Origin of the sequence: Pseudomonas sp. NFPP12, from assembly GCF_900103205.1 — a bacterium.
GTDB lineage: Bacteria > Pseudomonadota > Gammaproteobacteria > Pseudomonadales > Pseudomonadaceae > Aquipseudomonas > Aquipseudomonas protegens.
Genome location: NZ_FMWW01000001.1, coordinates 1,229,202 through 1,255,430, shown reverse-complemented (window position 1 = coordinate 1,255,430; position 26,229 = coordinate 1,229,202). Strand labels below are relative to the sequence as shown.

The 26,229-nt window shown below is 66.9% G+C and carries 13 protein-coding genes and 1 tRNA gene; 11 read left to right on the top strand and 3 right to left on the bottom strand.

Annotated elements, in window-relative coordinates; translation table 11 throughout:
• Window positions 1-37: 37 nt before the first annotated feature.
• The 4 genes from BLS75_RS05300 to BLS75_RS05285 all read left to right on the top strand — a co-directional run bounded on the left by BLS75_RS05300 (window position 38) and on the right by BLS75_RS05285 (window position 16,164).
• Window positions 38-1,216, top strand: a complete 1,179-nt coding sequence (locus BLS75_RS05300) for a substrate-binding domain-containing protein (RefSeq protein WP_065363919.1) — start codon at window positions 38-40, stop codon at window positions 1,214-1,216.
• 125 nt (window positions 1,217-1,341) lie between these two features.
• On the top strand, window positions 1,342-2,520 hold the full coding sequence (locus tag BLS75_RS05295; RefSeq protein ID WP_072450548.1) for a substrate-binding domain-containing protein: 1,179 nt from the start codon (window positions 1,342-1,344) through the stop codon (window positions 2,518-2,520).
• 200 nt (window positions 2,521-2,720) lie between these two features.
• Window positions 2,721-15,284 carry a filamentous haemagglutinin family protein gene (locus BLS75_RS05290; RefSeq protein ID WP_072450547.1) on the top strand — a complete coding sequence of 4,188 codons (12,564 nt, stop codon included), beginning with the start codon at window positions 2,721-2,723 and terminating at the stop codon, window positions 15,282-15,284.
• Window positions 15,285-15,447: 163 nt separating this feature from the next.
• Complete coding sequence (locus tag BLS75_RS05285) at window positions 15,448-16,164, top strand: SAM-dependent methyltransferase (protein ID WP_072450546.1); 717 nt, start codon at window positions 15,448-15,450, stop codon at window positions 16,162-16,164.
• A gap of 209 nt (window positions 16,165-16,373) precedes the next feature.
• Here the strand turns inward: BLS75_RS05285 and BLS75_RS05280 are convergent, their stop codons facing one another.
• Window positions 16,374-17,576: an MFS transporter gene (locus tag BLS75_RS05280; RefSeq protein ID WP_072450545.1), complete on the bottom strand. Its 1,203-nt coding sequence runs from the start codon at window positions 17,574-17,576 to the stop codon at window positions 16,374-16,376.
• 124 nt (window positions 17,577-17,700) lie between these two features.
• On the opposite strand from BLS75_RS05280, the gene BLS75_RS05275 reads away from it, so the two are divergent.
• Complete coding sequence (locus BLS75_RS05275) at window positions 17,701-18,609, top strand: LysR family transcriptional regulator (RefSeq protein ID WP_011061057.1); 909 nt, start codon at window positions 17,701-17,703, stop codon at window positions 18,607-18,609.
• Window positions 18,610-18,622: 13 nt separating this feature from the next.
• Here the strand turns inward: BLS75_RS05275 and BLS75_RS05270 are convergent.
• Window positions 18,623-18,697 (bottom strand) — tRNA-Gln (locus BLS75_RS05270).
• Between the two features lie 169 nt (window positions 18,698-18,866).
• On the bottom strand, window positions 18,867-19,571 hold the full coding sequence (locus tag BLS75_RS05265; protein WP_072442041.1) for a hypothetical protein: 705 nt from the start codon (window positions 19,569-19,571) through the stop codon (window positions 18,867-18,869).
• Window positions 19,572-19,750: 179 nt separating this feature from the next.
• Between BLS75_RS05265 and BLS75_RS05260 the strand changes: the two genes are divergently transcribed.
• From BLS75_RS05260 to BLS75_RS05235, 6 genes are all read left to right on the top strand, one after another.
• A complete protein-coding gene (locus BLS75_RS05260; protein ID WP_072450544.1) occupies window positions 19,751-21,346 on the top strand; it encodes an FAD-binding oxidoreductase in 1,596 nt (531 codons plus the stop codon).
• A gap of 3 nt (window positions 21,347-21,349) precedes the next feature.
• Window positions 21,350-22,939, top strand: a complete 1,590-nt coding sequence (locus BLS75_RS05255; RefSeq protein ID WP_072450543.1) for a glycerol-3-phosphate dehydrogenase/oxidase — start codon at window positions 21,350-21,352, stop codon at window positions 22,937-22,939.
• Window positions 22,940-22,962: 23 nt separating this feature from the next.
• Window positions 22,963-24,537, top strand: coding sequence for an FGGY-family carbohydrate kinase (locus tag BLS75_RS05250; RefSeq protein WP_011061061.1), 1,575 nt, complete (start codon window positions 22,963-22,965; stop codon window positions 24,535-24,537).
• Window positions 24,538-24,656: 119 nt separating this feature from the next.
• Window positions 24,657-25,160, top strand: coding sequence for a hypothetical protein (locus tag BLS75_RS05245; protein WP_072450542.1), 504 nt, complete (start codon window positions 24,657-24,659; stop codon window positions 25,158-25,160).
• A gap of 186 nt (window positions 25,161-25,346) precedes the next feature.
• Window positions 25,347-25,823 carry a hypothetical protein gene (locus BLS75_RS05240; protein ID WP_047336647.1) on the top strand — a complete coding sequence of 159 codons (477 nt, stop codon included), beginning with the start codon at window positions 25,347-25,349 and terminating at the stop codon, window positions 25,821-25,823.
• Window positions 25,824-25,885: 62 nt separating this feature from the next.
• Complete coding sequence (locus BLS75_RS05235; RefSeq protein WP_047336648.1) at window positions 25,886-26,131, top strand: hypothetical protein; 246 nt, start codon at window positions 25,886-25,888, stop codon at window positions 26,129-26,131.
• The last annotated feature ends 98 nt before the right edge of the window (window positions 26,132-26,229 follow it).

The window sequence follows — 26,229 nt, the reverse complement described above, 5'->3', positions numbered from 1 at the left end:
TCACCCAACGTACGAACACGACGAAAGGAGATTCTTCATGTTTAAGCGCAACGTTCTCGCGGCATCCCTGACCCTGGCTGCCCTGTGCTCGGCACAGGCTGCAATGGCTGATATCAACGGCGGTGGCGCAACCCTGCCACAACCGCTGTACCAGACCGCTGGCGTGCTGACCGCCGGCTTCGCTCCCTACATCGGCGTAGGCAGCGGCAACGGCAAGGCTGCCTTCCTGAACAACGACTACACCAAGTTCGTGGCCGGCACCACCGGCAAGAACGTGCACTGGGCCGGTAGCGATTCCAAGCTCACCGCTGCCGAATTGAACAGCTACGCCACTGGCCACCAAGCGGCCTGGGGCAAGCTGATCCAGGTGCCTTCGGTGGCCACTTCGGTTGCCGTTCCATTCAACAAGGCCGGCACTGCTGCCGTTGACCTGAGCGTCAACGACCTGTGCGGCGTGTTCTCGGGCCGTGTTTCCGACTGGAGCCAGATTGCAGGTTCGGGCCGTACCGGCGCCATCACCGTGGTCTACCGCAATGAAAGCAGCGGCACCACCGAGCTGTTCACCCGCTTCCTGAACGCCAAGTGCGCCGAGACCGGCACCTTCGCCGTGACCACCAACTTCGCCTCCAGCTACTCGGGTGGCCTGCCTGCCGGTGCGGTTGCCGCTGTTACCAGCCAAGGCGTCATGGACGCGCTGAACGCTGGCGACGGTCGCATCACCTACATGAGCCCGGACTACGCCGCGCCGACCCTGGCCGGCCTGGACGACGCTACCAAGGTGGCCAAGGTGGCTGGCGTTTCCCCGGCGCCTGCCAACGTTTCCTCGGCTATCGCCGCGGTTGCCGTGCCTGATACCACTGTTCGTGGCGACCAGAACCTGTGGGTTCCTGTCTTCACTTCCCAGGCCAACATCGACGCCAACCCAAGCGACAAGAGCCTGCGCCTGTACCCAACCAGCGGTTACCCAATCCTGGGCTTCACCAACCTGATCTTCAGCCAGTGCTACGCCGACGCTAACCAGACTTCGCAAGTACGGGCTTTCTTCAGCCGTCACTACGGTGCCCTGGTGAACAACGACACCGCCATCAACAACAACCGCTTCGTGCCTCTGCCAGCTGCCTGGAAAACCGCAGTACGTGACTCGTTCGTTACTGCCTCCAGCGGCCTGAGCATCGGTAACGCCAGCGTCTGCAACGCCATCGGCCGTCCGCTGTAACTCTCGCGTCCGATACCTGCAGCCCCCGGATCAGCAACGGTTTCGACCGTTGCTGATTTTTTTCATGCTCGGCACAACGCTCCGGCACGAGTGCTCGCCCGTCCTGATACGACAGGAGTCATGTCATGTTCAAAATGCATTGGTTAGCCACGTCACTGGTGGGCAGCGCCCTATGTGCCCAGTTGGCCCTGGCGGATATCAACGGTGGCGGGTCGACGCTGCCGCAGTCGTACTACCTGGCGCCCGGGGTACTGACGGCGGGTTTTGCGCCCTACATCGGCTCTGATCTCGGGGACAAGGAAGCCTTTCTGAACAACGACTACAACCGCCTGATTCCGGGCGCCCCTACCCGGAACGTGCACTGGGTGGCCACTGAATCGAAGTTGAGAGGCAGCGAGCTCGACGGCTACTCCATGGCCCATGGGGCGAGCTGGGGGCCGTTGATCCAGGTGCCCGTCGCCGCCACGGCGGTGGCGATCCGCTTCAACAAGGCCGGCATTGGCAACCTGGACCTGAGCGTCAATGACGTGTGCGGGATCTTCTCGGGCCGGCTGGACCGTTGGGAGTACCTGTCGAGCGGTGCAGGCACTAACGGACCACTGACGGTGGTCTACCCGCAAGGGCCCAGTGGCACCACCGAGCTGTTTACCCGTTTTCTCAATGCCAAGTGCTCTGAACCGGCCGGGCCTTTCGCGGTGACCCGGTTCTTCGCCAACGCTTATCCAGCCTCGGTGCCACAGACCGCCAAGAGCGCGCAGGGCAGCCCCCAGGTCATGGAAGTGCTCAATGCAACCCCGGGGAGTGTGACCTTCATCGGTTCGAGCCACGCATCCAGCACCCTTGCCGGGCTGGAAGATGGCAGCAAGGTAGCGCGGGTAGGGGGGATAGCCCCGACACCGGCGAACATCGTCAATGCCATCAGCCTGATCAGCCCGCCGACGGCGAACCTATCGACCGGCCCGTTCAGCGACCCCATCAGGTGGGTACCGGTGTTCGCCGCTTCGTTCGATGGCAATGACCCCTCGGTGGTGCCATTTCCCAGCGTCGGGTATCCGATCCTGGGCTTTAGCACCGCGATTTTCAGCCAGTGCTACGCCGATGCGACGCAAACCGCCCAGGTGCGGGCGTTCTTTGCCCGCCAGTACGGTTCGCTGGTCACTAACGATGCGGCATTGCTCAACAACAACCTGCAACCCTTGCCGGCGATCTGGAAGGCCGCGATCCGGAACGCCTTCGTGACACCCGCCAGCCTGCGCAGTATCGGCAACCCCAATATCTGCAACGCCATTGGCCGACCTTTCTAGCCGGCCAGCGCCGCTTGCCCCTGCTTGCCGCCGTGGCACGCAGGGGCAGGGGCGACACCCTGCACCCCAAAGATGAATTTTCCGTGACATCCGTTCGGTCGCGCCTCGCGCCAACGGCCTATCTCCTAAAGCAGTGACGCGCGCCCTGGGCCCTACAAGCGTCGCGCTCCCGTGGGCGTCATAACAAAGGATGAGTAGTAATGGTTCGCTGCAAACCACCGGTCAAATCCCCCGCGCTGCGCCCTGATGGCGAGCTGCCGATCCTGCGGCTCAAGCCCCTGGCCCAGGCCATCGCCCTGCTGATGGTGGCGGGCAGTGCCCATGGCGCCACGGCCTTCAGTTCCGGCTGGTTCGCCGACAAGGGCGCGTCCCAGGCCGCCACCGCCGCGCGCACCAACGGCCAGGTTCCGGGGATCCCGCCGCTGTCCCAGCAGACCCGCGCCAACCAGCAGTTGCAGCGCTCCCTGAGCAACCTCAATTCCAGCGTTGCCGCCATCGCCGCCCAGCAAGCGGCCCAGGCTGCCGCACGCCAGGCCGCATTCGGCACGGTGAGCACCATTCCCGATGGCCTCGGCGAAGGCGGGCTGAAGGTCGACAACAGCCTGACCCAGGGCTGGCTCAATGCCAAAGGGCCGGTGCAGAGCCAGTCCGGCGGCAAGACCACGGTGACCATCGAGCAGACCGCCGACAAGGCCATTCTCAACTGGGAAACCTTCAACGTCGGGCGCAACACCACCGTCGACTTCCAGCAGCAGTCCAACTGGGCGCTGTTGAACAAGGTCAACGACCCCAATGGACGGCCCAGCGAAATCCAGGGCCAGATCAAGGGCGCCGGTACGGTGATGATCATGAACCGCAACGGGGTGATCTTCAGCGGCACCAGCCAGGTCAATGTGCGCAACCTGGTGGCAGCCGCGGCCACCATCAGCGACGAGCAGTTCACCCAGCGCGGGCTCTATGTGGACGCCAACGGCACCCAGCCGACCTTCAGCGATGCCCTGGGCAAGGTCCAGGTGCAGCGCGGTGCGCTGATCCAGACCCACCCGGCGGCCACCTCCACCGAATCCGGCGGCTATGCCTTGCTACTGGGCTCGGAAGTGGAGAACGCCGGCACCATCGTCACTGCCAAGGGCCAGACCACCCTGGCGGCCGGCGACAGCTTCTACATCCGCCGCGGGGTCGGCACCAGCGGCAACCAGCACTCCACCACCCGGGGCAATGAAGTTGCCACTTCGCTGAAGGCCGGCAGCAGCGCCGGCAAGGTCAGCAACAGCGGCCTGATCATGGCCTCCACGGGCGATATCACCCTCACCGGGCACCAGGTGGCGCAGAACGGCGTGGCCCTGGCCAGCACTTCGGTGGACACCCGCGGCACCATCCATTTACTCAACTCCGCCAGCGACAGCACCGGCAGCGTGACCCTGGGGCAGGGCAGCACCACCGCAATCCTTCTGGACAGCAGTGGCAGCAGCGCTCTGGACAGCCAGCGCAACAACGGCCTGATCAACCTCGACGGCACCCCGACCAACCTGATCACCGGCCAGTTCAACAACCTCAGCAGCGTGGCCGACCGCAGCGACCAGTCCCGGGTGGAGATCGTCAGCGGCGGCACCGTGGATTTCCAGGACGGCTCCATCACCCTGGCCACCGGTGGCCAGGTGGCGGTCAGTGCCGGGCAGCGCAGCCTGGTGCGCGATGGCGCGGTGATCGATGTGGCCGGCGCCGTCGGGGTCAAGGTGGCGATGGAGTCCAACAACATCAAGATCAACGTCCAGGGCAACGAGCAGCGCGATTCGGCGGGCAACCGCGACAGCGGCCAGTTGATCAACAACGACGTCTGGGTCGACCTGCGCGAGCTGGTGTTCGTCCCGGCGGGCACCAACGGCTACGCCACCGATCGCTGGTACACCGCCGGCGGCCTGCTGGAAGTGGGCGGCTACCTGGGCACCCAGGGCCACAACATCGGCGAGTGGATGGCCCAGGGCGGTACCCTGACCTTCACCGGCAAGGACGTGGTGACCCAGTCCGGCGCCCAGTTGAACCTCTCCGGCGGCACCGTCGATGTGCAGGGCGGCTACATCCAGCAGACCTGGCTCAAGGGCGCCGACGGGCGCTTGTACGAGCTCTCCAGGGCGCCGGGGGACCTGCTCTACACCGGCATCTACAAGGGCTATGTGGACAGCAGCCCGCGCTGGGGCCGCACCGATTACTACTACAACCCGCTGATCGCCCAGCAGCGCCGCTACGAGGCCGGCTACAGCGTCGGCCGCGACGCCGGCAAGCTGGTGATCGGCACCAGCAACGCCGTGCTCGAAGGCCAGCTGGTGAGCGAAGTGTTCAAGGGCGACCGCCAGACCCAGGCGCCGAACATCAACCTCGACGGCTACCAGCAATCGCACAAGGCCGCGGCCCAGCGCGCGCAACTGATCATTGGCAACTACACGCCGATCTACAACAAGACCAGCGGCACCCTGCGCTACGCCCTGAGCCCCAGCGTGGACAAGGTGCTGATCGAGGCCAACCAGCAGAAGATCGCCGACGGCCTGGACCTCGCCACAGCCCTGCCGGCCAACCGCCAGGGCCAGCTGGTGCTGGACAGCGACCAGCTCAACGGCTTCCAGCTGGGGGCGATCAAGGTCGGCGCCAGGCAGCAGGTCCAGGTCAACGGTGCGCTGAAGGTGGCCGATGGCGGCGACATCACCCTGTTCGGGCCAGAGGTCAAGATCAACGCCAACCTCACCGCCCACGGTGGCAGCATCAACGCTGGCAACGTGCTGAACCAGGTGGATGTGAACCGCAATTTCGTGGTCGGCGATGTGATCCTCGCGCCCACCGGCGGCGCCCAGGCCCGGGTCGATGTGGCCAGCGGGGTCAAGCTGGATGCCAGCGGGCGCTGGAACAACCTGGCCCTGGACGCCTCGGACAGCAGCGGCCTGGCCTTTATCAACGGGGGCAAGGTGTCGCTGCGCAGCAGCGGCGACCTCAACCTGGCCAACGGCACCCAGGTGGATGCCAGCTCTGGCGCCAGCATTGCCTATGACGGCAAGACCAGCGGTGGCAAGGGCGGCGACGTGACCCTGGCCGCCGACGGCAAGCTCGACCTCGATGGCGAGCTGCGCGGGTATGGGGTCAACGGTGGCGGCACCCTGGCCCTGCAGGCGCACAAGGTGCTGATTGGCGCCCATGATCCGGCCCCCGAGGCCGGCACCCTGCAACTGGCCGGGGATTTTTTCAACAAGGGCTTCGGTGCCTACGACATCACCGGCAACGAAGGGCTGACCGTGGCCGAGGGCGCCCAGGTCGAGGTCAACATGCCGGTCTACCGCTTCGGGGCCCAGGCCAGCAGCAGTGCCACTGGCAGCGACCCGGCCACGGTGCTGGAGCGCTGGTTGCCGCAGCTGTACCAGCAGGATGCAACCAGGGGCGTGCTGACCCAGCGCCGTGGCGCCGGCCTGACCCTGAACGCCGGCAACCAGTACTCCACGGCCGCCCAGTTGGCCACCACGGCGCTGAGCGTGGGGCAGGGCGCGGTGATCAGTGTCGACCCGGGGCAGGCCATCAACCTGCGCAGCGTCGGCCAGTTGACCCTGAACGGCACGCTCAATGCCTGGGGCGGCAGCGTCAGTCTCGGCGGCCTGACGGTGGCCAGTTCCGAGGCCGCCAATGCCGCCGGTCACGGGCGCTCGATCTGGGTCGGCGAGCAGGCGGTGATTGATGTGGCGGCGCGGGCGGTGAGCGCCGTGGACAACCGTGGCCGTCGTTACGGCCAGGTGCGCAATGGCGGCAAGATCGCCATCGGCGGCGAGATCGACCTGGCCACCGGTATCGCCAAGGCCAGCGACCTGTTTGTGGTGGTGCGCGAGGGTGCGCGTCTCGACGCTTCCGGCGCCCAGGCGGCCCTGGACATTCCCGGCCAGGGCCGGGTGCAGGTGGCCAGCAACGGTGGCAGCATCAGCTTCGCGTCCAACAACGGCCTGTACCTGGACGGCAGCTTCGTCGCCCGGGCCGGAGGCGCTGGCGCTGCAGGGGGCACCTTGTCGCTGGCCCTGGAAAGCCCGTACTACATCAAGAACGCGGTCAGTGACCGGGTGCTCAAGGCCCGGGAACTGGTGCTCAGCCAGACCCACCAGGGCAGTGCGCTGCCCGCGAGCGCCGACGCCGCGGCCGCCAGCCTGGAGTATGGCCACGGCCGCCTCGGGGTGGATCAGGTCACCGCCGGCGGCTTCGACAACCTGGCACTGCTGAGCAACGGCCTGTTGAGCTTCGATGGCGATGTGTCGCTGAACATGGGCCAGAGCCTGCGCCTGTACAGCGGTGCCCTGAACCTCAGCGAAAGCGCTGCGGCCAATAGCAGGGTCGACCTGTCGGCACCCTACCTGCTGCTGGCGGGCATCCTCGCGCCGCTGGAAGCCAAGGACCAGTACGTGCGTCCGGTCTCCACCGGCACGCCGTCGCAACAGGCCACCCAGGCGCAGTTCAATGCCAGCGGCAACCTGATCGATGTGCGTGGCAACGTGGTGTTCGGCAGCAAGGGCACGTTGCGCCAGGCCGACAACAGCCTGCTCGGCGTCGAGCGCCGCGGGTTCGACCATGTGCAACTGACCAGCCAGGGCGACCTGCGCTTTCTCGCCGGGGCCGGGGCCGATGTGATCGCCAAGGGCATCAGCACCCAGTTGCTGACCCAGGGCGACATGACCCTGCGGGCCGCGCAGTTGTACCCGGGTACCGAGGTCGGGGCCCGGGTGATTGCCGGCTACCTCAACGATATTTCCGGCACCAGCATCAACTTCGACCCCACGCGCACCCTGACCATCGGCCGCACCGGCCATGGCGAGGCGCCTGTGCCGTACTCGGCCTTCGGCCGCTTGCAGCTGGGCGCGGCCAACATCCAGCAGGGCGGGGTAGTCCGTGCGCCCCTGGGGCTGATCGAGATCGGCAACCTGGGCGCGAGCAAGGTCGAGCTGCTGCCTGGCAGCCTGACTTCGGTCAGCGGCAAGGGCCTGGTACTGCCTTACGGCGGCACCGTCGATGGCCAGGTCTACAAGTACAACGGCAAGACCGTGACCTTCCTCGGCCAGGGCGCCCTGGTGAATGAGAACAGCGACCTGAGCGTCGGGGTGATCCTGGGCGGCAAGTCGGTGCAGGTACAGCCCGATGCCACCGTGGACCTGTCCGGCGGTGGCGAACTGCTGGGCGCCGGGTTCATTTCCGGGCGCGGCGGCTCCACCGATGCGCGCTACAGCCCGCTGGTGCAGATCGGCGCCAACGGCAGCTTCATCCTCCCGGGCCTGGGCAGCAACCCGATCTACGCCATAGTGCCCGGGGTGCAGCCGGGCTATGCACCGGTGGCGCCGGAGGGCGGCGCGGTGGACCCGCTGATCGGCCAGCAGATTACTATCGGCGCCGGAGTGCCGGGGTTGGCGGCAGGTACCTACACCCTGATGCCGTCCACCTATGCGCTGATGCCGGGGGCCTTTCGCGTCGAGATCAACGGCCTCGCCGGGCTCGGCACCGAAGGCGCGACCCAGCCGTTGCGCAATGGCTCCTGGTCCACCGCCGGGCGCCTATCGATCGCCCATACCGGGATCAGCAACAGCGTCGCCAGCCAGTTGATCCTGACCTCGGCCGACACCCTGCGCCGCTATTCCCAGTACAACGAAACCGGCTATGCCCAGTTCGCCCTGGCCGATGCCGCCAAGCTCGGGGTGCCACGGCCGATGCTGCCGGTGGACGCCAAGACCCTGAAGCTGGCCCTGGAGCCGGGGGCCGGTGCGGATGCCTTCTCGTTCAAGGGCATTGGCCGTTTCGATGCCGCTGCGGGGGGCTATGGCGGCACCGTCGCGGTGTTGAACATGGGCAGTGGCAACATCGAAGTGGTGGCGGCCGGCAAGTCGGCCACCCAGGGTTTCAACGGCGTTACCCTGGATGCCGACAGCCTCAACGCCATGGGCGCAGCGCGCCTGATGCTGGGCGGCCTGACGCTGGTCAAGTACGGCCAGGGCGGCAACTACATCACCGTGGCCGAAGGCGTGAACACGCCCAAGGGCTCGATCACCTTGCGCGAGGGCGCCAGCCTGGCCGCGCCGGAAGTGTTCCTGGTGAGCAACACCGGCGAGATCGTCCTGGAGCAGGGCGCCTCGATCAATACCCTGGGCCGAGGCAAGGCCAGCTATGACGCCCGTGACGGTTTCACCTACCAGGTGGCCAATATGCTGGCGGTGTCCAACGGCTTGCTCAACGTGATCAGCAAGGCCCAGGCCGGCGGGCAGACCAGCGGCGGCATCCGGCTCGGGGTGTGCGCCAGCGCGCCGTGCAGCGGGCAGACCGCACTGTATTCCGATGGCAGCATCGTTGCCCTGACCGACAACGCCTTCGAGCTGGGTGACCAGGTGCGCTACGGCACCCGCCACCTGAACCTGGGCCTGAACAATATCAACGTCGGCAGCCCGGAGGCGCTGGCGGCAGCCGCGGCGGGCAATCGCCTGCCCAGCGGCATGACCCTGACCCAGCAACTGCTCGACCGCCTGCTGCGCGGCGATACCCAGGTCGGCGCCCCGGCCCTGGAGACCTTGCAGCTCTCGGCCCGGGACGGCTTCAACTTCTACGGCAGCGCCAGCCTGGACACCTACGACCCGGCGACCGGCAAGTCGCTGCTGAGCAACCTGATGCTCTCCACCCCGGCGATCTACGGTGCCGGGGGCGCCAATGATGTGGCCAGCATCCACACCGCCAACCTGATCTGGCAGGGTTCCGAGACCCCGGCAGGCGCGGTGGTGGCCGGCGGTGCCGGAACCGGCAGCGGCCGCCTGCAAATCAATGCCGAACGCATCGAGTTCGGCTACGGGGCCTTTGCCCAGCCCAGCACCACCAAGAGTTTCGACCGCCTGGCCCTGGGTTTCGCCAACGTCGACCTCAATGCCAGCCAGCGCATTACCGCCAACCACAAGGGCAGCCTGTCGGTCTACCAGAGCCAGGGCGCCTTCGATCCGCTCAAGGGCTTTGCCTACAGCGGCGGCAACCTGAATATCCTCACCCCACTGATGACCGGCGAGGCCGGCTCGGTGAACCGCATCACCGCTGGCGGCGCCATGGATATCGGCGCCTCGGCCGGCCCTCGTGGCCAGGCCAATGGCCAGGGCGCGGAACTGTCTCTGCAGGGCGACAGCATCCGCCTGGCCAGTGCCGTGGTGCTGCCCAGCGGCAAGGTGACCCTGGGGGCCCGGGGTGATGTCAGCCTGACCGATGCGGCGTTGATCGATGTGGCTGGCCGCACCATCGCCTTCAATGACCTGAGCAAATACGGCGCCGGCGGCGAAGTGCTGCTGCAGAGTGCTACCGGCAATGTGCTGCAGGCCACGGGCTCGACCATCGACCTTTCGGCCACCCATAACCAGGCCGGCAAACTGCGGGCGGTGGCGCTGGACGGTGCGGCCGGGCGGGTAGACCTGGCGGGCAAGGTCCTTGGCGGCAGCAGCGGCTACTACGATGCCGGCGGCACCCTGGTGCCGTTCCTCGGCGCCACGGTGGAAATCCAGGCCCAGCACCTGGGCAGCAGCGGCACGCTGGACGAGCAGTTCGCCGCCCTCAACCAGCGCCTGAACCAGGGCCAGGTCTTTGGCGCACGCAGCTTCCAGCTCAAGCAGGGCGACCTGACCATCGGCGACGGGGTCAGGGCCAGCACCGTCAACGTCTCGGTGGACAACGGCAGCCTGCGGGTTACCGGGCGAGTGGACGCCAGCGGCGAACGGGTCGGCAGTATCAACCTGGCGGCCGGCAAGGGCCTGACCCTGGACGGCAGCGCGGTGCTCGATGCCCACGGCAGCAAGCTGCGGGTGGACAGCTACGGCAAGATCATCGACTCACCGAACCGCGCCAGCGTGGTGCTCAGCTCGGGCCAGGGCCGCCTGACCCTGGCCGACGGTGCGCGCATCGACCTGCGCCACGGCACCGACGTGGCTGTGGGCAGCGCGGCGGGGCAGAACGACGGTCGCAGCCGCGGCACCCTGGAGCTGAACGCGCCGCGCCTCGTCCAGGCGGACCAGAGCAGCAACGACATCGACATCGATGCCCGTGGCCCGCTGGATATCCAGGGCGCGCGCTCGATTGCGGTCAACGGCATGCTCCGCTACGACGATGCTCCGGAAAAAACCGACGCCACCGCCAGCGGCCGCCCTTACCAGGAAATCACCCAGGCCTACCTGGATGCCAAGCATGCCCAGAGCACGGCCTTTATCAACGCGGCCCTGCAAAACAGCGACCTGCTGCAGAACAAGCTGGCCGGCCTGAACAACGCCAGCTATGCCGACGCCTTCCATCTGCGGCCCGGGGTCGAGATCGTCAGCAAGAGCGCAGACGGCGACCTGGTGGTGCAGGGCGACCTGGACCTGTCGGGCTATCGCTATGCCAGCCTCAACCCCCACAGCCAGAAGACCTCGGTCTACGGTTCCGGCGAGGTCGGCAGCCTGACGCTGCGCGCCGGGGGCGACCTGAATGTCTATGGCAGCATCAACGACGGCTTCGCGCCGCCGCCTGCCACCGTGGACGACAAGGGCTGGGTGCTGCTGCCGGGCGTGGACTTCACCGGTGGCACTATCATCGTGCCGGGCAACGGCGTGACCCTGGCCGACGGCACCGCCTTCCCGGCGGGCAGCACCCTCAACTACGACCTGCCGATCAAGGGGTTGACCGTGGCCGCGGGCACGCGCCTGCCGGTCACGGCGACCCTGGACCAGACCCTGGTACTGCCGGCGGGTACGGTACTGGCGGCGGCGATTCGCGATGCCTCGGGCAACCTGCTGTTCGCCGCCGGCACCCTGCTTGGCGAGCCCAGGACCCTGGTCGCCGGCACCCGTCTGGAGGCCGGGACGCTGTTGACCCAGGGCACCCAGCTGCGGTCCATGACCTGGCCCAAGGGCGTGCCGCTGCCGCAAGTACACCTGGCCAATGTGAACAACAACATCGTCATGCTCGACGGCAGCAAGGCCCTGCCCAAGGGCGGGCTGATCCCGGCCGGCACCAACGTCAAGCTGCCGAGCGGCGTCGACTCGGTGCAGTTGCGGCCCGAAGACGTCGGGCGCCAGGGCAAGCTCTGGGCCATTGCGCCGATGCTTGCCGAAGGCTCGCAATCCTGGTCCCTGCGCCTGGTGGCCGGGGCCGATACCAGCGCAGCCGACAGCCGCATCGTGCAGGCCAACCCACGCAGCGGTGACTTGCATCTGGCGGACAGCCATTACGGGATGTTCGCCAAGGAACTGCCCAGCCAGGTGGTGCGGACCTGGACCCAGGTGGCGGTGGATGACCTGGCCGGCGTAGGGATAGTGGTCAAGGCCGGTGATCCGATCGACGAACAACTGCTGGTGGATCTGGGGCAGACCTCGATCGAGCAGTTCTGTGCCGACAGCCCGGCCTATTGCGCAATCAAGGCCAGCTACGCCTGGACCCAGCTGGCGGTGGACGAGCTGGCGGGCGCCGGGGTGGTGGTCAAGGCCGGCGATCCGATCGATGAGCAACTCCTGCTGGACCTGGGGCAGTCGTCCGTCGCGGCCTTCTGTGAAGAGTCGCCCGCCTTCTGCATGGCCCTGGACAGCAAGACCTATGGCGCAACGCCGTCCAGCAGCCGCTTCAGCGTGATCCGCACCGGCACCGGCGACCTTGAACTGCTCAGTGCCGGCAACCTGAGCATGGACTCGCTGTACGGGGTCTACACCGCCGGTACTTCCTCCACGGCGACGACGGCCGGCGATCCCTACAACCAGCCACGGGCCCAGGGAACGGGAGCCACGGTGCTCAATGACCCGGGCAGTTACTTCGAACAGTTCGTCAATGGCAGCGGCACCAGCCTGTACCGCGCCTGGTACCCGGAGGCGGGGGGCAACCTGCGGGTCAGTGCCGGTGGCGACCTGACCGGCAATATCAGCAGTACCGCCAACGACAGCCGTGCCTGGCCCAACCCCAAGGACAACGGCCAGGACTCGGCCGAAGTGGGCAACTGGCTGTGGCGCCAGGGCAGCGGCGATGTCGCCACCGGCGGTTCGGCGCAACCCGGTGCCTGGTGGATCAATTTCGGCACCTATGCGGCCAACGGCAGCGCCGACCGGATGCTGGGCTTTACCGGGTTCGGCACCCTGGGCGGCGGCAACCTGGAGCTGAATGTCGGCGGTGACGCGGGCATCCTCCAGCGCCTGACGGACAGCGCCGGCGCCTCCACCGTGGCGCCCCGCAGCCAGGGGCTGGTGCTGGCCGTGGGCAGTACCGGCCGGGTCGCCAGCGATGGCAGCCTGCAACTGACCGGCGGTGGCGACCTGCGGGTGAACATTGCGGGCGCCTTGAACCCGGCCAGCAACCTGGTCATCGAGCATCGCAATGGGGTGGTGGTCAACCTGCGTGGCAGCAGCCATTTGCAGAGTGCCTCCCTGGGCAGCATCGACCTGCACTATGGCGGCACCGCCGTTGACCACAACCCCAGCGAAGCCCGGGCCTTCGACCCGTTGCGCGCCACCCGTGGCCTGGCCCAGGGCGGCCTGACCCTGGTGCCCGGCGATGCCACCTTCAACCTGCAGAGCCGCGGCGACCTGGTGGTGCAGAACGTCGAGGACCCGGGCCGGGTCCGCCAGTTCAACACCGCGCTCTTCAGCCGTGGCAGCCAGCAAGGCAGCGGCCGGAGCTGGTTCACCCTGTGGACCGAGCGTACCGCCATCGACCTGATGTCCCTGGGCGGCAACCTGACCCCGCTCACCAGCCCTGGCAGCACCGATCTGGCGGTGGTCTATCCGTCGATCCTCAGGGCCGTGGCAGCCAGCGGCAGCCTTTACTATGGCAAGGCCGCCAGCGCGCAAGTCGGCGACCTCAACTACCGGGTGCCGCTGTTCCTGGCGCCGGGCGCCGCAGGGCAGTTGCAGTTCCTGGCCCAGGACTCGATCTACGCGGGCGGTTTCACCGTCAGCCAGTCGGGCGCCGCGGCCGCTTCGGTGGCCACGCCCTGGCGTCCGGCATTTGTCGGCAGCATCGAGGGTGAGGTGGTGGCCAGCAACCTGTCGGTCAACGGCAACCCGGTCATCGGCTCGATCCTGCCGTTGTTCGCCTTCGGTTCCGGCAGCGTCTCCGGGCTGGTTGCCGGCCCGGCCGATCCGGCGCGTTTCTATGCGGTGAACGGCGACCTGATGGGGGTCAACAGCGGCCGGATCATCACCTTCGGCCAGGCGGCCTCCCAGTTGCACTCGGGGCAGACCTGGTACGAGGGCAGCCGCCCGGTGTGGATGATGGCCGGGCGCGATATCGTCAGCAGTGGCCGGACCTTCGGCGTCGAGGACCCGGTCAATGGCTCGACCTCCCAGGGCAACCTGTTCGTGCACAACAACCCCAGTGACATCTCCGTCGTCAGCGCCGGGCGCGACATCCTCTACAGCAACTTCAACGTCGCCGGCCCCGGCACCCTGGAACTGACCGCGGGGCGCAACATCCTCATGGAGGACAAGGTCAGCGTCACCAGCATCGGCGCCGTGGCGCCGGGGGACCGCCGGCCTGGGGCGAGCATCGTGATGCAGGCCGGGTTCGGCCCCAACGGCCCGGACTACCGGCGCTTCGTCGAGGCTTACCTGGACCCGGCCAACCTCGCCCAGCCGGGCGAAAGCCTGTCGGGCGCCCGGGTGGCCAAGACCTACGAGGACGAACTGCTGGACTGGCTGGCCGAGCGCTTCGGCTTTGTCGGCGACAGCGCCCAGGCCCGGGCCTATTACGCGGCCCTGCCCGCGGAACAACAGCGGGTGTTTGCCCGGAATGTGTATTTTGCCGAGCTCAAGGCCGCCGGCCGCGAGTACACCGAGGAAGGCGGCATGCGCCAGGGCAGCTATGCCCGTGGCCGTGCGGCGATTGCCGGGCTGTTCCCGAGCACCGACGTGGCGGGCAACCCGATCACCTACCAGGGCGATATCACCCTGTTCGGCGGTGCCGGGGTGCACACCGACTTTGGCGGCAACATCCAGATGCTGACCCCCGGCGGCAACCAGACCTTCGGCATCGAGGGCACGGCGCCACCGGCCTCGGCGGGGATCATCACCCAGGGCGCGGGGGACATCCAGCTGTACTCCCTGGGCAGCATCCTGCTGGGCCAGAGCCGGATCATGACCACCTTCGGCGGCTCGATCATGGGCTGGTCGGCGGCGGGCGACATCAACGCCGGCCGCGGTTCCAAGACCACCGTGGTCTATACACCGCCCAAGCGGGTCTACGACAACTGGGGCAACGTCAGCCTGTCGCCGTCGGTGCCCAGCACCGGGGCGGGGATCGCCACTCTCAACCCGATACCCGAAGTGGCGGCCGGCGACATCGACCTGATCGCGCCCCTGGGCACCATCGATGCCGGCGAGGCGGGGATCCGGGTCTCGGGCAACGTCAACATCGCCGCTTTGCGGGTGGTCAACGCGGCGAACATCCAGACCCAGGGCAAGTCCAGCGGGGTGCCGGTCACGGCGGCGGTCAACACCGGCGCCATGACCTCGGCCAGCGCCGCCGGCTCCGCCGCGTCCCAGGCCGCGGAAGATGCGGCCCGCAACCAGCAGGCGGCGGCCAAGCAGGGCCGGGCGTCCATCGTCACCGTGGAAGTGCTGGGCTTTGGTAGCGAACCGGTGCAACGCCCCCGTGAAGACGCCAGCCGCGCCCCGGGCTACAACCCCGACAGCCCGGTGCAGGTGCTGGGCGCCGGGCCCTTGAGCGAACAGGCGCGGGCGCGTTTGACCGACGAGGAGCGCGGGCAACTGACGCTGTAGGTTCTCTCGTGGTAGCAAGGCTTGGGGGCGATCGTCGATCGCCCCTTTTTTTGGGAGCAGAGAGGTTCTATTCCAGACGGGAATACAATGAATAAAAACAATGAATTTTAATTATCAAACCGCAGGGCCTAGCCTGTCCCGATCCTTTGAATGGAGCCCTGCCATGACCTCATCCTCGGTAAACCCGGTTGAAAAATTCGACCGCTCGCGGGCCGACGAATACGCCCGCCAGAGCCGTATCGCCCTGGCGGGCTACGACGCCTGCCATGACCTTGCCGCCTGCATGTTGGCGGCCAGCCTGGGTGAGGGGCGTGCGGCCCACATCCTGGCCGTGGGGGCCGGTGGCACGGCCCAGGAGATTATCGCCATGGCTTCCCTGGAACCGGGCTGGCGCTTTACCGCTGTAGACCCCTCGGCACCGATGCTGGAGGCAGCGCGCCAGCAGTTGCAGGCGCAGGGTTTGCTGGAGAGGACCGAAGTGCGTCTGGCCACGGTGGACGAACTGGCGGCGGACGAACCCTTCGACGGGGCCACGCTGATCGGCGTGCTGCACCATCTGCCCGGTGATGAAGCCAAGCGGCAATTGCTGCGGGCCATCGCCCGGCGCCTCAAGCCCGGCGCGCCGCTGATCGTCGCCGGCAATCATTACGCCTACGCCAGCCAGCCCCTGCTGCTGGCGGCCTGGGGGCAACGCTGGCGCCAGCAGGGCGCGACGGCGGATGAGGTACACGCCAAGCTGGGGAAAATCCTTCAAGGCGCCGACCCGCCCCATTCCGAGGCGGCGGTGCAACGGTTGCTCGAAGAGGGCGGTTTCAGCGCGGGAACACGTTTCTTCAGCAGCCTGTTCTGGGGCGCCTGGTTGAGCCGCAAGAGTCGCTGAGGGGCCGCTCGAACATGCCTGGCACGCCTTCAGGCCGGCAAGCTCCACAAGGTCATCACTCATGGAGTGTCGCCGCATGCCGGGCCAGCCCGCGAGGCTGGTATCGCCTTTGAGCATCTGCTGTGCATGAGCAATGTGCCGCCACTGGCGGCCTCGCCTCCCTGTCGGGCAGCCCAGGCGCCGATTGCCGAGCGCCTGGGCATCAATGATCACTCGCCGGCCCTCCTGGCCTGTTCCAGGTTGGCCGCGCCCAGCCAGTAGAACAGCCCGCCGGCGACTATGAACGCTCCCAGCATGTAGAAGATCCAGTGCGCCGGGTGGCTGGCCAGGACCATGCCGCAGAGTATCGGGCCCAGGGCGCCGCCGAGGTTGGAGAGGTTCTGCGCGCCGTAATACAGGCCTCGCAGGTGTTCGGGGGCGATCAGGTCGATGAACATGTACTCGGCGGGAAACACGATGATTTCCCCCAGGGTGAACACCACCATCGACAGCACCCACAGCGCCAGGCTGGTGGCCAGGCCGAAGCCGCTGACCCCCAGCAGGAACAGGCCCAGCCCCAGCGCCAGCCAGCGGCTCAGGTGGCGCTGGGTAATCCTGCGGCCGATGGCGTATTGCAGGGCGATCACCAGCAGCGCATTGGTCGCCACCAGGGTGCTGATGATGCGGTAGGTGGCCTCGGCCGAGGTGGTGACCACCAGGTACTGCGACAGGTATGCCGAGAACTGGCCAAAGACCACGGCGCTGAGCAGGCCGCCCAGGGTGAAGCACACCAGGCGGTAATCCCGTAGCAGCTGTTTGCCCAGGGCCGCGAAGGATAGCGGCGCTGGCGTCGGGCCGGCGGCGCTCAGCTGTCTGTCGCCCCAGCGCACATGGATCGCCAGGAACCCGGCGCCCAGGGCGGCGGAGATCAGGAACGGCAGGCTGATGTCCAGGCGCGCCAGCCCGGCGCCGAGGAACGGGCCCACGGCGTAGCCGATATTGGTCAGGGTGTATTTGATCGAGAAGGCTTCGCTGCGCTGTTCCACCGACAGGCGCTGGGCAAAGCCGGCCTTGATCGCGATGTCGATCACCGCATAGGCCAGGTTGACCAGCACCAGGCACAGGTAGAACAGCCACAGCTGGCGGGCACTGAAGGCGCCGATGAAGCCCAGGGTGAACAGCGCGCAGCAGGCCAGGATCAGCCGGTAGCTGGGCGTGCGGTCCACCAGGAAACCACCGTAGAGGCTCAGCAGCGAGCCGAGGATCATGCTGCTGCCGATCACCAGGCCGATGTCGCTCACTTGCAGGCCGAAAGCACTGCTCAGGTAGATCACCAGGTAGGGCAGGGTGATTGCCCGGGCCAGGGTCAGCACCAGGGTGCCGGCCAGCAGCAGGTTGATTGCTTTCGGGTAGCTTTTCAGGGTGCGCAGCATCCGTGCCTCATCGGTCTGTAACGGCGTTTTTGAGAATGGCAGCCAGCTTACTGGGGAATATGGTTCTGTTTTATGATGTTTTTTACCCAGTGAATGGAATCAGATTCATGAATAAGAGGTGCCAATGTTTTCTTCCGAACGCTTGAAGGGGATCGATGTGTTTGTCTGCGTGGCCGACTGCGGCAGCTTCAAGGCCGCCGCCGAACGGCTCAACCTTACGGCTTCCGCCGTCAGCAAGGCCATCGCCCGGCTGGAAGGGCGCCTGCAGGCGCGGCTGTTCCAGCGCACCACCCGCAGCCTGGCGCTGACCGATGCGGGCACGGCCTTCTACCGCACTTGCAGCGGGGTGCTGGCAGACCTGGAAGAGGCCGAGCTGGCGCTGAACGCGGAAAACTCCGAGCTGCGGGGGCGGGTGCGCATCGACCTGCCCGGGACCTTCGGCCGCTCCCAGGTGCTGGGCGCCGTCCTGCGCTTTGCCCGGGAGCATCCGGGCTTGCAGCCGCACATCACCTTTTCCGATCCCGGTGTCGAGCCGCTTGAAGCCGGTGCGGACATCGCCGTGCGCCTTGGCGGCTCGGGGCAGTGGCCGGCGGCGCTGGGGCACCGCTGCCTGGGCCGCGAATGGCACCTGTTCTGCGCCTCGCCCGACTACCTGCGCAGCCATGGCGTGCCGCTGACCGACCAGGACCTTGAGCGCCATCAGTGCATTGCCTATGGCTGGGTGGATGGCCGGGTCAGCCCCTGGAACTTCGCCAGCGGCCGCCCGGGCGAGAGTGAGCGCCGGGTGATGTCCGCCAGTTGCGTGGTGGGCGATGGCGAGGGACTGTTGATGGCGGTGCAGCAAGGCTACGGCATTGCGCAACTGCCTTCCTGGCTGGTCAAGCGCCAGTTGGAGGACGGAAGCCTGGTGGAGGTGCTGCCGCAATGGGCCAGCGAAGGGCAGGCGATCCATCTGCTGTGGCTGAAAAGCCGGCAGGGGCTGCCCAAGGTCAGTGCATTGCTGGAGATGCTGGAACGGAATCTGCGGGGATAACGATGAGAAAAAATGGCAGGGGCGGCTGGATTCGAACCAACGCATGGCAGGATCAAAACCTGCTGCCTTACCGCTTGGCGACGCCCCTGTAGCTGTTGCGATGTTACTTGCCTGAACTGCCGGCCCGGGGAGGGCCGCTGCAAGAACGGGCGCAAATTTATCAACTTATCGGCGGGCTGGGAAGCCCCCTGGTGAAAAAAATGAGTTTGAAAACAGCTGCTTAGTCTTTTTCAGGGCGATTTTATCCGTCCCGGGGTTCAAGGGACCAGGTAGCCGGGCTGTGAATCCTTCAGCGGCCGGGCCATATCCAGTGCGCGGCGGATGGCCCGCAACTCCGCCCCTTCAAGGGCGCGCCGGCCAAATTGATAGTCGTCGCCCCCCGGGCCCAGGTGCACCGAAAGCAGCCCGAACAGCTGCTCGCCCACTGCTTCGATGAACATTTCCATATAGCTTTCGTAACGGCCGTAGGCGCACAGGTAGATCAGCCCCTGGACCTCGGCGCGCTCGCACTCGTGAATGTCATCCCAGGTCAGGCAACTGCCGTGTTCGCCACTGATCAGCGGCAGGTGCCAGGCGTTCGGTGCGAGCGGTTGGGCGCGCAGGGCCGCCGGTAGCGGCTGGCAGGACAGCACCTGGAAGCGGTACCTGAGCCTGCCGTGGTGGTTGGCATGCCGTGGCGCGGGAGGCTCGGCGGCCGGGCCGGTGATCCGCACGTGCAGCAGGTGGCTCAGGGCGATTTCCGAGGGTTGCTCGTTCCAGCCATTGAGGTCCGCCAGCGGCGGGCACCAGATCAGTTGCAGGGTTTCACCGAGCACGATGCCGTCCTGGCGTTGGAAGAAGGCTGAGCTTTGCTCGCCCACCACTGGCAGCAGGTCGCGCAGCTGCAAGGTCGGCGCGCCGTAGTCGATGCCAAGGTCGGTGGACCAGAACAGGGGGGTGCAGGTTCTCAGGGTTGCCGGCATGGACGCGAGCCTGTGATGGGGAGGGGGAGGATTCTTCGGTAACTGGCGCCCGATGTCACCTCTGTCTGACTCAATCGGCTACATCCGCTGGCTCAATGTGACCGTGACAGCCCGCTGCCGCGCACTAGTATAGGGAGCCTTGGGCAAGACCTATAAGAACAGCAGAAGGACACACACGCATGCGACGCTGGAACGGCTGGGGGGATGCATCCACGGTGGTCGAATTGCCGGCCCAGGGCGCGGGGTTTCTCGCCGAGCGCCTGGGGCCGGGACGCAGGTTGCCGGAGGCGACCCTGGAGCAGGCCCTGGCCCGGGTGCCGGCATCGCGCCTGCAAGCCCATGACTTGTACAGTATCAGCGCCGAGGACCGGCTGCTGCACGCCCGCGGCCAGAGCCTGGCGGACTGGCTGGCGCTGCGCGAGGGCGAGCTGGGGGCCTACCCGGACGCCGTGGCGTTCCCGGAAACCGCCGAACAGATCCGCCAGCTGCTGGCCCTGGCCGAGGACCGCGACCTGTGCCTGATTCCCTACGGCGGGGGCACTTCGGTGGCCGGGCACATCAACCCCGGCTGGTCCGAGCGGCCGGTGCTGACGGTGTCCCTGGCGCGCATGAGCCGCCTGCTGGACCTGGACGAAGACAGCCTGCTGGCGACCTTCGGTCCTGGGGCCAGTGGCCCTCAGGTGGAAAGCCAGCTGCGGGCCCGGGGCTACACCCTGGGGCACTTTCCCCAGTCCTGGGAACTGTCGACCCTGGGTGGCTGGGTCGCCAGCCGCTCCAGCGGCCAGCAGTCGTTGCGCTACGGGCGCATCGAGCAGCTGTTCGCCGGCGGCACCCTGGAAACCTTTGCCGGGCCGATGCCCATCGCCACCTTTCCGGCGTCCGCCGCCGGGCCGGACCTGCGCGAGGTGGTGCTGGGCAGCGAAGGGCGCTTCGGGATCATTTCCGAGGTCAAGGTGCGGGTCAGCCGCCTGCCCGATGACGAACGTTTCTACGGGGTGTTCCTGCCCGACTGGCAGCAGGCCCTGCAGGCGGTGCGCGCCCTGGCCCAGGCCCGGGTGCCGCTGTCGATGCTGCGCCTGTCCAATGCCCTGGAGACCGAAACCCAGCTGGCCCTGGCCGGCCACCCGACGCAGATCGCCTGGCTGGAAAAGTACCTGGCCCTGCGCGGCGCCGGGGCGGGCAAGTGCCTGTTGACCTTCGGCGTGACCGGCAACCGCCGGCAGAATGCCCTGTCCCTGCGCCAGGCGCGCCAGCACCTGAAGGCTTTCGGCGGGGTGTTCACCGGCACCCTGCTGGGCAAGAAATGGGCGCAGAACCGCTTTCGCTTTCCCTACCTGCGCGAAAGCCTGTGGAACGCCGGCTACCTGGTGGACACCCTGGAGACCGCCACCGACTGGAGCAATGTCGACCGCCTGCTGCAACGCATCGAGCAGAGCCTGCGTGACGGCTTGGCCGCCGAGGGCGAGCAGGTGCATGTGTTCACTCACCTGTCCCATGTCTATGGCGAAGGGTCGAGCATCTACACCACCTACGTGTTCCGCCCGGATGCCCAGTACCCGGCGACCCTGGCCCGCTGGCAGGCACTCAAGCACGCTGCCAGCCAGACCATCGTCAACCACCGCGGCACCATCAGCCACCAGCACGGCGTGGGCAAGGACCATGCGCCGTACCTGCTGCGGGAGAAGGGCCCGCTGGCCATCGATGCGCTGCAGGCCCTGAGCCGCCACTTCGACCCGGCCGGGCGCCTCAACCCCGGCACCCTGCTGGAGCCGTGAACCATGAGCCAGGACTGGAATGCCCAGTGGCGCCAAGAGGCGCTGCCCGGGCTGGCGGCGCAAGCCTGGGACCTGATCGTGATCGGCGGCGGCATCAGCGGCGCCGGCATCCTGCGCGAAGCGGCGCGGCGCGGCTGGCGTTGCCTGCTGCTGGAACAGCGAGACTTTGCCTGGGGCACCTCCAGCCGCTCCTCGAAGATGGTCCATGGCGGCTTGCGCTATATCGCCAAGGGCCAGTGGCGCCTGACCCGGGATTCGGTGCGCGAGCGCCAGCGCCTGTTGCAGGAGGCCCCGGGGCTGGTGGAGCCCATGAGCTTCCTGATGCCCCATTACCGCGGCAAGTTTCCCGGGCCCAGGGTGTTCGGCGGCCTGCTGAGTGTGTATGACGCCCTGGCCGGGCGGCGCAATCATCGCTTTCACGATGCCCGGCAGCTGGCTTTCCTGGCCCCCGGGGTCAAGGAGCCGGGGCTGTTGGGGGGGACCAGTTTTCTCGACGCCCTGACCGACGATGCGCGGCTGGTGATGCGGGTGCTGGCCGAGGCCCGGGCCGATGGCGCCCAAGTGTTCAACGGCGTTCGGGTCACCCGCCTTTTGCGCGAGAACGGGCGGGTCTGCGGGGTGCAGATCGAGGACAGCGAAGGCGGGCAGCCGCAGCAGGTGCGCTGCGCGGCCCTGGCGGTCGCTACCGGCGCCTGGGCCGAGCGCCTGCGCCCGGCGGACCGCGTGCGCCAGCTGCGGCCCTTGCGCGGCAGCCATCTGCTGCTGCCGGGCTGGCGCTTGCCGGTGGCCCAGGCCTTCAGCTTCATGCATGCCGAGGATGGCCGGCCGGTGTTCGTCTTCCCCTGGGAGGGCGCCACCGTGGTCGGCACCACCGACCTGGATCACCGCGATGACCTGGACCAGAGCGCCAGCATCAGCCAGGAAGAGCTTGAGTACCTGCTGGCCGCCTGCGCCCAGCAGTTTCCCCAGGCCCTGATCACTGCCGGCGACGTGCTGTCGACCTGGGCCGGGGTGCGCCCGGTGGTGGCCAGCAGCGACGGCCAGCAGGGCAAGCCTTCCAATGAAACCCGCGAGCATGTGCTGTGGCAGGAACCCGGCTGCGTGACCCTGGCCGGCGGCAAGCTCACCACCTTCCGGCCCCAGGCCATCGAAGTGCTGCAGGCCTGCGGAGCGATGCTCGGGCGTGAAGTGGTGGACGACGGCGCCCCGGTCTTCACGCCTGTGGCGCCCCTGGAGATCCCCGGCCTGAGCGGCGCCCAGGTGCGGCGCCTGGCTGGCCGCCACGGCCGCCATCTGCCGCGGCTGGCGCAGTGGGTGGCGACCCTGGGCGGCGATTGCGTCGGCGCCAGCGACACCCTGTGGGCCGAGCTGGCGTTTGCCGCCGAGGCGGAAATGGTCCTGCACCTGGACGACCTGCTGCTGCGCCGTACCCGCATCGGCCTGCTGCTGGCCGAGGGCGCCGCCCAGTACCTGCCGGCCATCCGCCGCCTGTGCCAGCCGCAGCTGGGCTGGGACGACGAGCGCTGGCAGGCCGAGGAACAGCGCTACCGGGCCCTGTGGCAACGCCATCACAGCCTGCCGCCACTCGCCTAACGATGCTCAACCAAGAGAGCCCCATGGATAACCACAACAACAATAAGCAGGACTACCTGCTGGCCATCGACAACGGCACCCAGAGCGTTCGTGCGCTGCTGTTCGACCTCAAAGGCAACCTGCTGGGCAAGGGCAAGGTGGAGCTTGAAGCCTATTTTTCCAGCCGGCCCGGCTGGGCCGAACAGCACCCGGACTACTACTGGGCCAAGCTCGGCGAAGCCTGCCAACTGCTCTGGCAGCAGACCGGCATCGACCGTTCGCAGATCCGCGGCGTGTCCCTGACCACCCAGCGCGGCACCCTGATCAACGTCGATGCCCAGGGCCGCGCGCTGCGCCCGGCGATCCTCTGGCTCGACCAGCGCCAGGCCGAGGTCGAAGGCAAGATCAAGGGGCCCTGGGGCTGGCTGTTCAAGTTGATCGGCGCCGAGGCCACGGTGGATTATTTTCGCGCCCAGGCCGAGGCCAACTGGGTGGCACAGGAGCAGCCCGAGGTGTGGGCCGCCACCGACAAGTTCCTGTTGCTCTCGGGCTTTCTCACCCATCGCCTGACCGGCAATTTCGTCGACTCGGTGGGCTGCTGCGTGGCCTACCTGCCGTTCGACTACAAACGCTTGCGCTGGGCCGCCCCCAGTGACTGGAAGTGGCAGGCCCTGGCGGTGCGCCAGGAGCAGTTGCCGACCCTGCTCAAGCCCGGGGAAACCCTGGGCCGGATCACCGCCGAGGCCAGCCGCCATACCGGCATACCCGAAGGCCTGCCGCTGATTGCCGCGGGTGCCGACAAGGCCTGCGAAGTGCTGGGCTCGGGCGTCCAGGACTCGACCACCGCCTGCCTGTCCTACGGCACCACGGCCACCATCACCACCACCCGTTCGCGCTACCTGGAAGTGGTGCCTTTGATACCGCCGTACCCGGCGGCGGTGCCGGACCACTACAACTGCGAGGTGATGATCTTTCGCGGCTACTGGATGGTCAGCTGGTTCAAGCAGCAGTTCGGCCTGCGCGAAGTGCAGCAGGCGGCGGAGCAGGGGCTGGAGCCGGAGCAGCTGTTCGACGCCCTGGTCCAGGCGGTGCCGCCGGGGTCCATGGGCCTGACCCTGCAACCCTACTGGTCGCCGGGCATCCGCGAGCCGGGCATGGAAGCCAAGGGGGCGATGATCGGCTTTGGCGACGTGCACACCCGGGCGCACATCTACCGGGCCATTCTCGAAGGCCTGGCCTATGCCCTGCGCCAGGGCATGGAGCGCATCGAAAAGCGCTCCAGGCTGAAGATCAGCCGCCTGCGGGTGGCCGGCGGTGGCTCCCAGAGCGACGCGGCCATGCAACTGACGGCGGACATCTTCGGCCTGCCGGTGGAGCGGCCCCATGTCTATGAAGCCTCGGGGCTGGGTGCGGTGATCGCCTGCGCGGTGGGCCTGGGGCTGTACCCGGACTTCGCCACGGCCATCAGTGCCATGACCCGGGTTGGCGCAGTGTTCGAGCCCCAGCCCCAGGCGCAGCAGATGTACCAGCGGCTGTACAGCGAGGTCTACCTGCGCATGTACCGCCAGCTCAAGCCGCTGTACCAGAGCATTCGCGAGATTACCGGTTACCCGGCGTGAGGGCGCGGGCCAGGAGGGGTAAGGGTTCCCGGTCGAAAAAAGCCGCTTGCGCGGCACGGCTCAACTATCGTCATCCAGGTGGACGGAACCCTACGACAACCTGAACCAGTGAGCCGAACATGAACCGCCAGGACGCGCTGAACATCCTCTGGAAGCGATTGTTCATCATCTTTGTGCTGCTGTTGGCGGCGTCCCTGGGGGCGGTCGCCCTGGCCGACGGTTACACCATTCCCTCGGTGGTGTTCATCGTCGGCAATATCGGCGGTTACGTGGGCTTTCACCGCCAACTGTCACACCTCAGCGAGGAGGAGATCGTCAGCCTGTGCAGCTCCTGGTTCAACGTGCTGTTGCCGTCGTTCATCGGCGGCATCCTCGCGGGCCTGCTGTATATCCTGTTCATCTCAGGCGTGGTGCAAGGTGAACTGTTTCCCCAGATCGTCGACGACAAGATCTGCCGGTACCCGGACAACAGTTTCTATGTGATTTTCTGCCAGCACGCGGACGGCTATGCGTCCTACGGCAAGCTGCTGTTCTGGTCCTTTGTCGCGGGTTTCAACCAGAACTACGTGGTCGATCTGATCGAGAACATCAAGGGCAGCAAAAAAGCACAGGGTGAAGCATGAGCAAAGGCCGCCGGGTAAAAGGGCCGGCGTCGTGCGGCCCTTCGATTGCTGGTCGCTGCGGTCACTCGATCTGAAGAATGCTAGGTGTGTGTGTTTTGTTGTGTGAGTATTTAATTACAAGTAGGTGTTGACACCTACTACTAGGTTAAATATTCTTCGTGACACATACACAAGAGATGCCTTCCAATGAATAGTCTCGTCAACGCCTACAAGGCGCTCGAAGTCCTCACCCAGGATGAGTTCAATCGTCGCTTTCCGCAAAAGCACACGCTGGGGGAAGTGGTGCTGGGCATGGGAGAACTGGTTGAGGTCTTGAAGAAAGACAACGGCCTGTCGCTGCGCAAGATTGCCGAAATCGCCGATGTTTCGGTGGCCGGTCTCGATCGCTGGCGCAACAACGGCTACGGCAGCAAGAAGCACTGTGAAAAACTCATCGCCTACTGCCAGCAATTGCTGGGCGAAACCCTCTTGCCACATCCGGTCGCCACGGCACCCGCTGCCAGTGTGGCGCAGAGCCTGCGCGCCTGTAGCCCGGCGCAGTTGGAGGCGGCCATTGAGCGTGCCTTGCAGGCACAGCTGGGGTTCCCCGATTCGCTGGAATGCACCCTGGTCAGGATGGAGGCCGGCGCTGACGGCCACCGTCTGGAAATTCTGCTTCGCTGAGCCACGGCCCCGGTGTTTCCCGGGCTGCGGCTGGCGCCATTGAGCTTCAAGGAGAGTTGAAGATGAACCCTATGCAAACTTCGGCCTGGGACCAGGCCGCCATCGCCCTCAAACAGAATGCGGCCAAGCTGCCTGCCGGGTACCAAGGCAAGGTTCGCCAGATCATTGGGGAAACGCTGTGGGAGCCTTTGCAACGCACGACCCGCCATCGCTTTGGCAAGCATGTACGAGCCAATCTTGAACACTATGGATTGGTGTTCGTGGGCAAGGCGGGGACCATAGCGGTGTACAAGAAGTCGGCGGTCTGATCGGCCGGCTGACCGCGGGCCAAGCCTCGGTGAGGCCACCCGCCCTGTCCGCGTTGCAAAGCGCCGCCGCCCCTGGTCGGGCAGCGGCGTTTTATCTG